This window comes from Pseudomonas sp. MWU12-2345, assembly GCF_023242385.1.
In the GTDB taxonomy this organism is placed as follows: Bacteria; Pseudomonadota; Gammaproteobacteria; order Pseudomonadales; family Pseudomonadaceae; genus Aquipseudomonas; species Aquipseudomonas gingeri_D.
In genome coordinates this window covers 204,666-218,961 of sequence record NZ_JALLJA010000011.1, presented here as the reverse complement: position 1 = coordinate 218,961, position 14,296 = coordinate 204,666, and the positions used below count along the sequence as shown (strand labels likewise).

The 14,296-nt window shown below is 59.8% G+C and carries 13 protein-coding genes and 1 pseudogene; 12 read left to right on the top strand and 2 right to left on the bottom strand.

Annotated elements, in window-relative coordinates; translation table 11 throughout:
• Positions 1-241 precede the first annotated feature (241 nt).
• On the bottom strand, positions 242-1,462 hold the full coding sequence (locus M5C71_RS21745; protein ID WP_248768692.1) for a CaiB/BaiF CoA-transferase family protein: 1,221 nt from the start codon (positions 1,460-1,462) through the stop codon (positions 242-244).
• A gap of 17 nt (positions 1,463-1,479) precedes the next feature.
• Positions 1,480-2,661 carry an acyl-CoA dehydrogenase gene (locus M5C71_RS21740; protein WP_100940044.1) on the bottom strand — a complete coding sequence of 394 codons (1,182 nt, stop codon included), beginning with the start codon at positions 2,659-2,661 and terminating at the stop codon, positions 1,480-1,482.
• Between the two features lie 158 nt (positions 2,662-2,819).
• Here M5C71_RS21740 and M5C71_RS21735 point away from each other — a divergent pair, with 158 nt between their 5' ends.
• From M5C71_RS21735 to M5C71_RS21680, 12 genes and pseudogenes are all read left to right on the top strand, one after another.
• Positions 2,820-3,740, top strand: coding sequence for a LysR family transcriptional regulator (locus tag M5C71_RS21735; RefSeq protein ID WP_103496303.1), 921 nt, complete (start codon positions 2,820-2,822; stop codon positions 3,738-3,740).
• Positions 3,741-4,157: 417 nt separating this feature from the next.
• Positions 4,158-5,279, top strand: coding sequence for a Re/Si-specific NAD(P)(+) transhydrogenase subunit alpha (locus tag M5C71_RS21730; RefSeq protein ID WP_103496302.1), 1,122 nt, complete (start codon positions 4,158-4,160; stop codon positions 5,277-5,279).
• A gap of 15 nt (positions 5,280-5,294) precedes the next feature.
• Positions 5,295-5,618 (top strand): NAD(P) transhydrogenase subunit alpha, encoded by a 324-nt coding sequence (locus M5C71_RS21725; protein ID WP_003187010.1) that lies wholly within the window; start codon positions 5,295-5,297, stop codon positions 5,616-5,618.
• Positions 5,618-7,054: an NAD(P)(+) transhydrogenase (Re/Si-specific) subunit beta gene (locus tag M5C71_RS21720; RefSeq protein WP_100940040.1), complete on the top strand. Its 1,437-nt coding sequence runs from the start codon at positions 5,618-5,620 to the stop codon at positions 7,052-7,054. Before M5C71_RS21725 ends, M5C71_RS21720 begins: the two co-directional genes overlap by 1 nt.
• Before the next feature lie 181 nt (positions 7,055-7,235).
• Positions 7,236-8,729, top strand: a complete 1,494-nt coding sequence (locus M5C71_RS21715) for an acetyl-CoA hydrolase/transferase family protein (RefSeq protein ID WP_103496300.1) — start codon at positions 7,236-7,238, stop codon at positions 8,727-8,729.
• A 319-nt stretch (positions 8,730-9,048) separates the two neighbouring features.
• Entirely contained in the window at positions 9,049-9,264 is a 216-nt protein-coding gene (locus M5C71_RS21710) for a DUF1127 domain-containing protein (protein ID WP_100940038.1), read from the top strand.
• Positions 9,265-9,644: 380 nt separating this feature from the next.
• Positions 9,645-9,962: a DUF2388 domain-containing protein gene (locus tag M5C71_RS21705; protein ID WP_103496299.1), complete on the top strand. Its 318-nt coding sequence runs from the start codon at positions 9,645-9,647 to the stop codon at positions 9,960-9,962.
• Positions 9,963-10,027: 65 nt separating this feature from the next.
• Complete coding sequence (locus M5C71_RS21700; protein WP_103496298.1) at positions 10,028-10,321, top strand: DUF2388 domain-containing protein; 294 nt, start codon at positions 10,028-10,030, stop codon at positions 10,319-10,321.
• A 27-nt stretch (positions 10,322-10,348) separates the two neighbouring features.
• Positions 10,349-10,669 carry a DUF2388 domain-containing protein gene (locus M5C71_RS21695; RefSeq protein ID WP_248768691.1) on the top strand — a complete coding sequence of 107 codons (321 nt, stop codon included), beginning with the start codon at positions 10,349-10,351 and terminating at the stop codon, positions 10,667-10,669.
• Positions 10,666-12,633: a DUF4105 domain-containing protein gene (locus M5C71_RS21690; RefSeq protein WP_248768690.1), complete on the top strand. Its 1,968-nt coding sequence runs from the start codon at positions 10,666-10,668 to the stop codon at positions 12,631-12,633. The genes M5C71_RS21695 and M5C71_RS21690 overlap by 4 nt, the downstream gene beginning before the upstream one ends.
• 465 nt (positions 12,634-13,098) lie before the next feature.
• Positions 13,099-13,977 (top strand): hypothetical protein, encoded by an 879-nt coding sequence (locus M5C71_RS21685; RefSeq protein ID WP_248768689.1) that lies wholly within the window; start codon positions 13,099-13,101, stop codon positions 13,975-13,977.
• A 48-nt stretch (positions 13,978-14,025) separates the two neighbouring features.
• Positions 14,026-14,196: pseudogene (locus M5C71_RS21680) on the top strand (transposase); the annotation flags it as partial.
• Positions 14,197-14,296: the final 100 nt, after the last annotated feature.

Sequence of the window (14,296 nt, the reverse complement as noted above, 5' to 3'; positions counted from 1 at the left end):
TAAGCGTGGAAAACGGTATAGAAACCCCAGGTTTTGTAGTGTTCGAACTGGCCTCTTCGCGGCGGTGCGGCGATCCGACAAGCCCTGCTCCTACAGGTTTGCGTCGTATACAAAATTGGGGAACGACAGAGGACTGTAGGAGCAGGGCTTGCCCGCGAAGAGACCCTTGAGCCTTGCACCACCTATACGGACGCCATCGCCAGAAATGGCGCTTCTATATAGATAGAAGGGAGCAGGGCGCCTAGAGGACGCCCGCTTCACGCAATGCTCCGACCGCCTCCGGTGTCAGGCCCAACACCCGCTGCAACACCTCCAGCGTGTGCTCACCCAATAGAGGAGGGGCGTTGCGATACTCCACCGGAGTCGCGGACAACCGGATCGGGCTCGCCACCTGCGGCACCACTCCCGCCAGCGGATGCGGCAACTCTACCGCCAGGCCACGGGCCTGCACCTGGGGATCGGCGAACACCTGCGACAGATCGTTGATCGGCCCGCATGGCACACCCGCCTGCTCCAACTGTGTCACCCACTCGGCCGTGGTCTTGAACACCGTCGCCTGGCGAATCAACGGAATCAGCACCGCCCGGTTGGCCACCCGCTGCGTATTGGTCTTAAACCGTGGATCGTCCGCCCACTGCGGCTGACCCGCCACCTCGGCAAACTTGCGGAACTGTCCGTCATTGCCCACCGTCAGGATGAAATCACCATCAGCCGTCGGGAAGTCCTGATACGGCACGATATTCGGATGGGCATTACCCAGACGCTTGGGCGCCACTCCGGTGGTCAGGTAGTTCATGGCCTGGTTCGCCAGGCACGCCACCTGCACATCCAGCAACGCCATATCGATATGCTGGCCGCCGCCGCCCTGATCGCGATGGGCCAGGGCCGCCAGAATCGCCACCGTCGAATACAACCCGGTCAGAATATCGGTCAGCGCCACACCCACCTTCACCGGCCCGGCACCTTCATCACCCTCGGGCCGACCGGTCAGGCTCATCAACCCACCCAGCCCCTGGATCATGAAGTCATAGCCGGCACGCTTGGCATAGGGTCCGGTCTGACCGAAGCCGGTGATCGAGCAATAGATCAGCTTCGGGTTGAGCGCCTTGAGCGACCCATAATCCAACCCATAAGCCGCCAAGCCGCCCACCTTGAAGTTCTCGATCAGGATATCGGACTTGGCCGCCAGCTCCCGCACCAGGTGCTGCCCCTCGGGCTGGGTGAAATCGATGGTCACCGACTGCTTGTTACGGTTGGCCGACAGATAATAAGCCGCCTCCGTGGTGTTCTCGCCGTAGGCGTCCTTAAGGAAGGGCGGACCCCAGGCGCGGGTATCGTCACCATTACCCGGCCGCTCGACCTTGATCACCTCCGCCCCAAGGTCCGCCAGGATCTGGCCGGACCAGGGCCCGGCCAATACTCGCGACAAATCCAGCACTCGCAGATGCGATAGCGCGCCCATGAGCCAAGCTCCTTCTATTAATAGAACGCCTGGAGGCCGGTCTGCGCGCGCCCGAGGATCAGCGCATGGACGTCATGGGTCCCTTCATAGGTATTCACCACTTCCAGGTTCACCAGATGACGGGCGATCCCGAACTCGTCGGAGATGCCGTTGCCACCGAGCATGTCACGAGCCATACGGGCGATATCCAGGGACTTGCCGCAGGAATTGCGCTTCATGATCGAAGTGATTTCCACCGCCGCGGTACCTTCATCCTTCATCCGCCCCAGACGCAGGCAGCCCTGGAGGGCGAGGGTGATCTCGGTCTGCATATCGGCCAGCTTCTTCTGGATCAGTTGGGTCGCCGCCAATGGCCGGCCGAACTGTTGACGATCCAGGGTGTACTGGCGAGCGGTGTGCCAGCAGAACTCGGCGGCGCCCAGTGCCCCCCAGGAAATGCCATAACGCGCGGAGTTGAGGCAAGTGAACGGGCCTTTCAAGCCACGCACTTCAGGGAAGATGTTCTCTTCAGGGACAAACACGTTATCCATGACGATCTCACCGGTGATCGATGCCCGCAGGCCGACCTTGCCGTGAATCGCCGGAGCACTCAGCCCCTTCCAGCCTTTCTCGAGCACGAAACCACGGATATCCCCGGCATCGTCTTTGGCCCAGACCACGAACACATCGGCGATCGGGCTGTTGGTGATCCACATCTTGCTGCCGGTCAGGCTGTAGCCGCCGTCGACCTTGCGTGCACGACAGATCATCGCGCCTGGGTCGGAACCATGGTTCGGCTCGGTCAGACCAAAACAGCCAATCCATTCGCCAGAGGCCAGCTTCGGCAGGTACTTCTGCTTTTGTGCCTCGGTGCCGAACTCATTGATCGGCACCATTACCAGGGAAGACTGCACACTCATCATCGAGCGATAGCCCGAATCGACACGCTCGACTTCCCTAGCGATCAGGCCGTAGCTGACATAGTTCAGCCCGCTGCCACCGTACTCCACGGGAATGGTCGCACCCAACAGGCCGACTTCGCCCATTTCACGGAAGATCGCCGGGTCGGTCTTTTCATGACGGAAGGCTTCGAGCACCCGTGGCGCCAACTTGTCCTGGGCGAATTGCTCGGCCGTGTCGCGGATCATGCGCTCATCGATGGTGAGCTGTTGATCCAGCAGCAGGGGATCGATCCAGTTGAAGCTTGCCTTGGCGCCCATGGGTGAGTCCTCGTGAAGTCAGTGAAAAAGGTCTGGACTGATCCTAGGCGCCACCCAGCCATCCGGCAAACGAGGATTTCGCATACTGTTGTGCTAATTTCTCACTCCGAAAAGCTTTCAACCGCTATTTAGCACCACCTTTAGTGAGGTTGCCGTATATGCGCCGCAAAATCCCCAGTACCACCGCGCTGATCAGCTTCGAAGCCGCGGCCCGTCACGAGAGTTTTACCAAGGCCGCCCAGGAGCTCTCCCTCACTCAAGGTGCCATTTGCCGACAGATCGCCAGCCTGGAGGAGTTTCTTGGCGTCGAACTGTTCCGACGCTCCCGACGCGGCGTAAAGCTGACCGAAGCAGGGCTTTCCTACAGTCGGCGGGTCGCCACGCAGCTGGACGCGGTGGAACGCGACACGCTGTCAGTCATGGGGCAGCAGGGCGCCAACGTCATCGAACTGGCCGTGGTCCCGACCTTCGGCACCCAGTGGCTGCTGCCCAGGCTCAAGGACTTCCAGCAACAGCACCCGGAAGTCACCGTCAACCTGACCAACCGCACCCGGCCGTTTCTTTTCGCCGATACCGACTTCGACGCCGCGATCTACTTCGGCGATGCCGACTGGTCGGGTACCGAGTCCCATCGGCTGATGGGCGAGAACCCCATGCCGGTGTGCAGCCCCAGCCTGCTGGGCAGCCAGCAAAGCCTCAGCGCCACGCGGATCGCCGAACTGCCGCTGCTGCAACAGACCACCCGGCCCTATGCCTGGCGCCAGTGGTTCAACGCCCAGGAGCTGAATGTGCCCCGCGACATGACAGGGCCGCGCTACGAGCTATTCTCCATGTTGGCCCAGGCCGCCATGCACGAGATGGGCGTCGCGCTGATTCCACCCTTCCTGATCCAGCGGGAACTGGAAGAGCGGCGCCTGGTAATTGCCAACCCCAATGCGTTGTCCAGCATCAAGGCGTATTACCTGATGATTCCCGAGCGAAAGGTCGAATCGGCGTCCTTGCGTGCTTTTCGTGACTGGCTGATAAACCAGGCGCACGGCTATAGCCTCCTGTCTTCAAGGCCCACAGCAACTACCTGACCCTGTAGTCAATTACTCTTAACACCTACAGATATAACAATATGTCGCCTTTAGGCAGACTGTACCGATACCCGCAAATTTGGTACGAAAGTGCCTGCCAGCAAGGCTTGTAAGGCCTATTTCCGTCCAATACCGACTCATTCACGCCACCGATTCGAATTTTCTTCAATTCCATCCAGAATCCTTGTGAGCCCCCTGTATTATGGGCTCATGGCGTTCACCTGCGACATTTGGTCACAGCGTGACTTGTAGTTAATCTCGCGTCACCTTTCAGAATATCTTGAAGGGTGTGGTTTTCACCTGCAAAATGCCGCGCCCCGCCGACAAATCCGGCGGGATCGTGCTGATCGGCCGCTCCAGACGCACCATCCGCAGTGCGCTGGCCTCTTATAAAAAAGATCACGCAGGAGATTTGACGTGCACATTGGTGTTCCTCTCGAAACCCAGACGGGTGAAACCCGGGTTGCTGCAACCCCGGAAACCATCAAGAAGCTGATCGGCCAGGGTCATAAGGTCACTGTGCAAAGCGGCGCCGGGCTTAACGCCAGCGTTGTCGACAGTGCCTATGAAGCGGCGGGGGCGGCCATTGGCAACGCCAACGACGCCTTTGGCGCCGAGCTGATCCTCAAGGTGGTGGCGCCCAGCGACAGCGAACTGACGCTGATCAAGCGCGGCACCGTCCTGGTGGGCATGCTCAATCCGTTCAACAACGAAACCCTCGCCAAGCTCGCCGAACACGGCATCACCGCCTTTGCCCTGGAGGCCGCGCCACGCACCTCCCGCGCCCAGAGCCTGGATGTGCTGTCGTCCCAGGCCAACATTGCCGGCTACAAGGCAGTGTTGCTGGCGGCCCATCACTACCCGCGTTTCATGCCGATGCTGATGACCGCGGCGGGTACCGTGAAGGCCGCGCGCGTGCTGATCCTCGGGGCCGGTGTCGCCGGCTTGCAGGCCATCGCCACCGCCAAGCGCCTGGGTGCGGTGATCGAAGCCTCGGATGTGCGCCCCGCGGTGAAGGAACAGATCGAATCCCTCGGCGCCAAGTTCGTCGACGTGCCCTATGAGACCGATGAAGAACGCGAATGCGCGGTCGGCGTCGGCGGTTATGCCCGGCCGATGCCCGCCAGCTGGATGCAGCGCCAGGCCCTGGCGGTGCACGAGCGCGCCAAGCAGGCCGATATCGTCATCACCACCGCGCTGATCCCGGGTCGCAAGGCGCCGGTGCTGCTGAGCGCCGAGACCGTCGCGCAGATGAAGCCCGGCTCGGTGGTCATCGACCTCGCGGCAGCGCAAGGCGGCAACTGCCCGCTGACCGTGGCGGACCAGGTGGTGGTCGAAAATGGCGTGACCATTTGTGGCCCGACCAACCTGGCCGGCGCAGTCGCGGCGGATGCTTCGGCACTCTATGCGCGCAACCTGCTGGACTTCCTCAAGCTGGTCTTCAACAAGGAAGGCCAATTCGAAGTGAACCTCGAAGACGACATCGTCGCCGCGTGCCTGATGTGCCGCGACGGCCAAGTCATCCGCAAAAACGCCTAAGCAGGGATTCAGACGATGGAAGAGCTTATCTCCCCCGGTATCTACAACCTGATCATCTTCGTGCTGGCGATTTATGTCGGTTACCACGTGGTCTGGAACGTTACACCTGCGCTGCACACGCCCTTGATGGCGGTGACCAACGCGATCTCGGCGATCGTCATCGTCGGCGCCATGCTGGCCGCCGCCCTGACCGTGACCCCGCTGGGCAAGACCATGGGCACCCTGGCCGTCGCGCTGGCGGCGGTCAATGTGTTCGGTGGCTTCCTGGTGACCCGCCGCATGCTTGAGATGTTCAAGAAAAAAGCCCCGAAAGCGGTAAAAGAAGAGGCGCCCAAGTAATGAGCATGAATCTCGTCACGACGCTCTACCTGATCGCGTCGATCTGCTTTATCCAGGCCCTCAAGGGCTTGTCGCACCCGACCACGTCAAGGCGCGGCAATCTGTTCGGCATGCTCGGCATGGCCCTGGCGATCCTCACCACCATCGGCCTCATCTATAAGCTGGGTGCCGAGCTTGCCACGGCCGGCATCGGCTACGTCATCGTCGGCCTGCTGATCGGCGGCACCGCCGGTTCGATCATGGCCAAGCGGGTCGAGATGACCAAGATGCCGGAACTGGTCGCCTTCATGCACAGCATGATCGGCCTGGCCGCGGTGTTTATCGCCATCGCCGCGGTGGTCGAGCCGCAATCCCTGGGTATCGTCAAACAGCTGGGGGATTCGATCCCGCCGGGCAATCGCCTGGAGCTGTTCCTCGGTGCCGCGATCGGTGCGATTACCTTCTCCGGTTCCGTGATCGCCTTCGGCAAGCTGTCGGGTAAGTACAAGTTCCGCCTGTTCCAGGGCGCACCGGTACAGTTTGGCGGGCAGCATAAACTGAACCTGCTGCTGGGCCTGGCCACCCTCGGCCTCGGCCTGACCTTTATGCTCACCGGCAACCTCAATGCCTTCGCCCTGATGCTGGCCCTGGCCTTCGTCCTCGGCGTGCTGATCATCATCCCCATCGGCGGCGCCGACATGCCGGTGGTGGTGTCGATGCTCAACAGCTACTCCGGCTGGGCCGCGGCGGGGATCGGCTTCTCGCTGAACAACTCGATGCTGATCATCGCCGGCTCCCTGGTGGGCTCAAGCGGTGCGATCCTCTCGTACATCATGTGCAAGGCCATGAACCGCTCGTTCTTCAACGTGCTGCTCGGCGGCTTCGGCAACACGGCCGACGCAGCGGGCCCGGCCGGTTCGAAGGAAGCCCGGCCGGTGAAATCCGGCTCGGCGGATGACGCCACCTTCCTGCTGACCAACGCCGACACCGTGATCATCGTGCCCGGCTACGGCCTGGCGGTGGCCCGGGCACAGCATGCGCTCAAGGAACTGACCGAGAAGCTGACCCACCGTGGCGTGACCGTGAAGTACGCGATCCACCCGGTGGCCGGGCGCATGCCCGGGCATATGAACGTGCTGCTGGCCGAGGCCGAAGTGCCTTACGACCAGGTGTTCGAGATGGAAGACATCAACTCCGAGTTCGGCCAGGCCGACGTGGTGCTGGTGCTCGGCGCCAACGACGTGGTCAACCCGGCGGCGAAGAACGATCCGAAATCGCCGATTGCCGGCATGCCGATTCTCGAGGCCTTCAAGGCCAAGACCATCATCGTCAACAAGCGCTCCATGGCCAGCGGTTATGCCGGCCTGGACAACGAACTGTTCTACCTCGACAAGACCATGATGGTCTTCGGCGATGCGAAGAAGGTCATCGAGGACATGGTCAAGGCTGTCGAGTAAAAGCTTGCGCTAACGCAATATCAAAAACCCCGGCCTCCCGTAGGCTGGGGTTTTTCTTTGCCCGCAAAAAACCGACCAAAGGCGCTGAATCCTCAATCGGCATTCGACCTTGGTCGCGCGGCGAAACTTTTTGAAACCTCTAGACTGCGCATCTTGCTTCCGTTGCCTGAGATAACACGCCATGTACCGTGATCGTATTCGCTTGCCTTCGTTGTTGGACAAGGTCATGGGCGCAGCCGACGCTGCCGCCCTGATTCAGGACGGCATGACCGTCGGCATGAGCGGCTTCACCCGCGCCGGTGAAGCCAAGGCCGTGCCCCATGCACTGGCCGAGCGCGCCAAGACGTCGCCGCTGAAAATCACCCTGATGACCGGTGCCAGCCTGGGCAACGACCTCGATAAACAGCTCACCGAAGCCGGCGTGCTGTCGCGCCGTATGCCATTCCAGGTGGACAGCACCCTGCGCAAGGCGATCAACGCCGGCGAAGTGATGTTTATCGACCAGCACCTGTCGGAAACCGTCGAGCAACTGCGCAACAAGCAGCTCAAGCTGCCGGACCTGGCGGTGATCGAAGCCGTGGCCATCACCGAAGAGGGGCATATCGTGCCGACCACTTCGGTGGGCAACTCGGCCAGCTTCGCGATCTTTGCCAAGCAGGTGATCGTCGAGATCAACCTGGCGCACAATCCGAACCTGGAAGGCCTGCACGACATCTATATCCCCAGCTACCGACCGACCCGCACGCCGATCCCGCTGGTAAAGGTCGACGACCGCATCGGTAGCACCGCGATCCCGATCGACCCGGCCAAGATCGTTGCCATCGTGATCACCAACCAGCCCGACTCGCCGTCCACCGTCACCCCGCCAGACGACGACACCCAGGCCATTGCCAGTCACCTGATCGCCTTCCTGAAGGAAGAAGTGGCCGACGGGCGCATGACCAACAAGCTCGGCCCGCTGCAGGCCGGGATCGGTAACATCGCCAACGCGGTGATGTGCGGGCTGATCGACTCGCCGTTCGAAGACCTGACCATGTACTCCGAAGTGCTGCAGGACTCGACCTTCGACCTGATCGACGCCGGCAAGCTGTCCTTCGCCTCCGGCAGCTCGATCACCTTGTCGAGCCGGCGCAACAGCGATGTGTTCGGCAACCTGGAACACTATAAAGACAAGCTGGTACTGCGCCCGCAGGAAATCTCCAACCACCCGGAAGTGGTGCGGCGCCTGGGCATCATCGCCATCAACACCGCCCTGGAGTTCGACCTGTACGGCAACGTCAACTCCACCCACGTCTGCGGTACGCGGATGATGAACGGCATCGGCGGCTCCGGCGACTTCGCCCGCAACGCGCACCTGGCGATCTTCGTCACCAAGTCCATTGCCAAGGGCGGGGCCATTTCCAGCGTGGTGCCCATGGTCAGCCACGTCGACCACACCGAGCATGACGTGGATATCCTCGTCACCGAAATCGGCCTGGCCGACCTGCGCGGCCTGGCGCCACGGGAACGGGCGAGGGTGGTGATCGACAACTGTGTGCATCCGGACTACCGCGAAGCCCTGAACAGTTACTTCAATCGTGCCTGTGCCCTGGGCGGTCACACCCCACACATCCTCCGTGAAGCACTGAGTTGGCACATCAACCTGGACGAAACCGGGAAGATGCTGCCGAGCTGATTGATACAGTTGGGCGCTGACGCAAACACAGTTTCGTCAGCCCCTCTGCATTTCTCGGCTTTGTGAGAAAAACTGTACTGCTGTACCGGTCATTTCCTACCTTGAATCACCTTGGATCTCCCTCAGTCAGATGAAAATGCACCATTTAGAGGCGGACAGGTACAGTTGCCTCAGTTTCGAGCAGTACAGCACCCTTAAACAGTTAACTGAGCCCTCACAATACAGATGAACTGTATCTACAGAGACTAGGCAAAGAGGAGGATCATTGGCATCAGTTAAACCACTACCTAATCCCGCCACAAGCGGAAGGATGCTAATCATGGAACGTACACTCAGTTCCGACATGTTCTACGAAAACACCGCTACTGACGCTCAAGCTTCGATGCCTCTGCGCGTTCTCGCCAACCTGATGTTGTGGCAGCGCCGCATTGCCAGCCGCCATCAACTGGCTCGCCTGGATTCGCGTCTGCTGGCCGATGCCGGGATCAGCGAAGCACAGCGTTACGAAGAGTTGAGCAAGCCGTTCTGGCGCTAAGCAGCGCTCGCTGGCCCTGACCCACCGGGTCCACCGCCAGCACCCGAATTGAAAAAACAGAGCCCGTCGCGGGAAACCGCGACGGGCTTTGTCGTTTCCGGCAAGTGGATTTCAGGAAAAGGCGCGAGAAAACGCCAGACAGGTACAGTTATATAGATATAAAAATATACCAGTACACTTTTGCTCAACCTGAACGAACGCCTCTAAACCGCGGATCAGCCGACGAAACTCGCTTTCAGCAGGCAGGGAACTCTGTCTAATATCGCGGTCTTAGGTAGCCAGCAGCGCGGAATGTGCGTCTGAGGTTTATCGTCCATTGTGTTCGAGTGGCGGCCTTTATCCGCTGCCACTGTTCCTCTTCATACCCCTGGAGATTCACCATGTCCCGCCTTCGCCTGCTGAGTGCCGCCGCCCTGTTGACCCTGGCCAGCGCCGCCCATGCCAGCAGCTTTATTGTCACCACCGACTCGCTGGTCGGCGCCCTCAAGGCCACTTCCGACGCCTCGTCCGATGCCACCTCGTCGTTGCGCGACAACAAGATCGTGCGTGCGGCCCAGGATGACGCCGCCAGCTTCGTCGCCAGCAATGGCCAGATCCGCAGCGTGAAGCTGGAAAGCGCCTTCGACACCATCCGTCGCCAGGCCCCGCAATTGCAGGCCAGCGATGCACAGTTGGCCCAGGCGATCCTGGCCATCTGAAACCCTGGCGCATGGGCCGTGGATTCCGCTAGCCTGGGCGCTCGCTCAATAAGACATAGAGACCCATGCGCTCACTCACCTTATTGCTCATAGCGCTCGCCTGGATCAGCCAGGCCCAGGCCTTCGACCTGACCACCCAGACCCTGGTCGGCAGCGGTTATGTCACCAGCCAAGTGACCACCGCGCCCTTCGACCGTAAACTGATACTGGCCGCCCAGGATGACGCAGCCGCTTTTGTAGCCAGCGATGGCCAACTGCGCGGCGCGCAACTGGAGTCGGCCCTCGCGTACCTGCGCCGAACCCAGCCAAAACTTCATGCCAGCGACCTTGAACTGGCCCAGGCAATTCTCGTCCAATAGTCACTTTGCATTCCCGGAGACCTTTACATGCGTACCCCCCTGATCGCCGCCGCCCTCGGCCTGCTGTTGATGACCGACGTGGCTTCGGCGCACACCCTGGTGGCTACCAGCAATATGCTTGTACGGGCCACGGGCCGTACCCTCGACTTCACCTCGGACACCACCACCTCGATCCGCGACTCGAAAGTGGTCCGGGAAGCCCACGACGACGCCGCCAGTTTCGTCGCCAGCCAGGGCGATATCCGTGGGGCCCACCTGGAAGCCGCCTTTGCCGCCTTGCGTACTGAAGTGCCAGGCGCCCGTGACGCCAGCGATCAAGACCTCGCCGAAGCCATTCTCGCCCTGTGAGATTACTCACCGGCGGGCTGCTGGCCTGCGCCCTGTTGCTGTTCGGCAACGCGGCCCAGGCCAGCCTGCAATTGCACCTCAAGACCGAAGGTCTGAGCCCGGCCGAGCAACAGGCCAGCCAAGTGTTGATCGATGAGGCCATGGCCCATCTGCCGCCGCGTTTTATCGAACAACTGGACCGCAGCATTGATTTTGTCTGGTCGACCCAGATGCCGGACAACGCCTACGGCGAGGCCTCATTGGTCTCCGAAGTGGACCTCAATCGCAGGCTGTTGCCCGGCCTGGTGGACGGTTCGGCCGCGACGAAAAAAACCAATCGGTCCCACGGCACCGTGCGCGAGGAAATGCTCGCCACCGTTCTTCACGAACTGACCCATATTTATGACCGCGCCCGCTTGTGGCCCGACGCCGAACGGACGCTGATCCAGCGCTGCACCCAGCGTGACAGCAATACCGGCCTGGTCGGCCTGCCCGATCAATGCCGGGGCCAGACCGGCCGACGCTTTACCCTCAGCGACGACCCGCGCCTGCTCGACCTCGCCGGCTGGCCACAAGTGGTCGGCACCCGTGGCCAGCGGGAACAGCGCAACGGCCAGGTCGTGCGCAGCCCGGATATCTACGAGACCACCAATCCCAAGGAGTTCGTCGCGGTCAATATGGAGTACTTCCTCCTCGACCCGGCCTACGCCTGTCGCCGTCCGGCACTGTATCGCTACTACCAGGAACGCTTCGGTTGGGCGCCACCGGCCAAGGACAGCTGCGACCGGGCGTTCCCGTTCCTCAACGCCGGCAATGACTTCGGCAAGACGCCCCTGGGCAAGATCGACCCCGAGCGGGTCTACGAAGTCGACTACCTGCTGGCCGAAGCCAACCAGAACTGGGTCAGCCGCTGGGGCCACAGCATGCTGCGCCTGGTGATCTGTGCCCCGGGCCGGCCACGGGGGCCGGATTGCCGGCTGGATCTGGACCAGCACCTGGTGCTGTCCTATCGCGCTTTCGTCAACGACGTCCAGCTTTCGACCTGGGGTGGGCTGAACGGGGCCTATCCGTCGCGGCTGTTCGTCTTGCCGCTGTCCCAGGTGATCGACGAATACACCAAGACCGAACTGCGCAGCCTGGCCTCGGTGCCGCTGAAGCTGTCGCGCAAGGAAATCGAGGAAGTGGTCGAGCATGCCGCCGAAATGCACTGGAGCTACGACGGCAACTACTACTTCATCAGCAACAACTGCGCGGTGGAGACCTTGAAGCTGTTGCGCAGCGGCAGCGACAACGCCCAGCTCAAGGGCCTGGACAGCATTGTCCCCAATGGTTTGCTGGAGGTACTCAAGGGCCGTGGCCTGGCCGACACCAGCGTGCTCGACGATCCCCGTGAGGCCTTGCGCCTGGGTTACCGCTTCGACTCCTACCGGGATCGCTACCAGGCCATGTTCGATGTCTTGAGAAAACAGTTGCCGATCAAGCAGGAAACCGTCGAGGACTGGTTGTCGCAGCCCGCCGAAGCGCGCCGCCCATGGTTTGCCCAGGCCAACCTGCGGGCCAGCGCGGCGATGCTGTTGTTGGAGCAGGCGAGCTTTCGCCGACAGTTGCTGCTGGCCCAGGACGAGGTGAAACAGAAGTACCTCGGTGCCCGCGACATCAAGCTCAAGGACAACGACATGGACCAGGCCAACCGCACCCTGCAGGAGATTCTTGCCAACAGCGGCTACCTCAGTCGTCCGGCGGAATTGCTCGGCAGCAGCGGCTATGGCTTGCCACAACCGTCCGAGTGGAAACGCCTGGAAGCCGAGAGCAGCCAGCGCCAGCAGCAATTGCAACGGCTGACCGGCGACCTCGACAAGGAGATCCGCAAGTTGCTGGACCCGGCCCGGGAAGCGCAGATCGAGGCCAGCGAAGCCAACCTGAAGATGGTCGGCGAACACCTGCGGGCGCTGCACAAGGCGGCGGGTGGGTTGGAGCTGCCTTGAGGATTTGCATCCGTACCGATTTCAGTTCTAATCATTTGATATTTATAGGAAAATTTCTTAAGTTGATGACATTGAGGCAGAGGGGCGCTTGACAGAATCAGGAGACCGCTTAGGCTCAGTAATGTCGTTCTAAGCACGCCCTCTTCACTGAAGGCGCATGAAGTAAACCACGAACATTGAAGGCCCGGTGCTGTCCAGCACTTCCTTTCAATCTCTGTGGATGCGGGATGTCTCGGCAAGAGAACGAGAGAGCCAGATCAGGCAGCAGTAATAACTTCCACATTCTGAGAGTTGGAACTGCCTGCACCTACAACGGTACTGACCTCCAGTGGAACGAAACAGGGCTGCTGAAATCGCCAATGCAGGCGATATGGCTGTCCTTCTTGCAGAGGTTTGAGTTTTGTCAACGTACAGCGCGCGTTGAGAAACTCAGCACCTAACTCGCATGCATTGAGGAAACGAGAGATGAAAAAAGAAACTCAAGTTACTGCATCGACTCAAATGTTTTTTTCTATTGACAACATAGACTTTCAGCACCTTACGCTCTCCCCTGTCTTGTATTCAATGGCCGGATCGAACGAGCCTTTTGAATATTTGGAAGCGCACGATATTAGCTCTTCTGGATTTAGATTTTATACAAATGTCCGCACCAACGACTATGGGCAGAGATATGGGCACACCACCGCTTCTCACGAATTGAAATTCAAGAGCTCATCTGCCGAATATAATTTCAATGCATTCAAATTCGGAAATCAAGTCATTTACTCAACCGCCTCACCTGACGCTGCCGTCATTGCCAGCTATTGGATCTTCGAAGATATCCAAAGCAGTGTTGGTCTTGAGGTGCGTAAGGCTGAGACTAACGCTGGCCACAAAAAAAACCAAACAGATACTTGGTGCCAGGTTCAGATCAATGATCAGGTTATTCAATATTCTTCTGCTGACACTCTACATCCCGCTCCTAAAAAAAAGGTACCACAAGTCATTATTTCCGATACGGATAAGTTTTCTTTTCTATCCAACGTCAATATCTATTTTTCGGGTTGCGATGTATACAGAGCGCTTCCTTCAGGTCAGGTAATAATGGTTGACAGGCACGGTAATGGTTCCCCCGCTCTGGCCTCCGAATATTACCTAACACCTGACAAGAGTTATCCTAGCGGATTAACAACCCTGACAATCAACGATGGCTTTTCGGATGCAACGGCTGTCATCGAGTTCGATCACGATGTATCCAAGAAACAGGTGACCATGACGATCAAATCATTTACGAGCAGACTTTGTGATATCCGAGACGTTTCATTCATTATTGAAGCTCCCAATGCGATTTGTTTTGCGCTATAGAGAGCTGCCCGGACTTTTTATGACCGTCGACTGAAAGCCTTATGATTATTGTCTTTTCCGGGTGACAGTGGCTTTTGCCGGCATCTCATGCTCGATTGGTGTGATCGCCAGCAGACCGCTTATGTCGTAGGGCAAGCCCGCAATGCAAGCCTGCAACAACTGGCGGCACCGGCCATGCAAGTCGTGGCCGGTGCCTACCAGCAAACCGGGCCAGAGCTGACTTGACCCTCCCCCCCTATCTCCATATCCTCGCAGCTGTCACGACACATTCGTGATCGGATTTGACGGTCCGGTTTCTAACGAGATACGACACACCCCG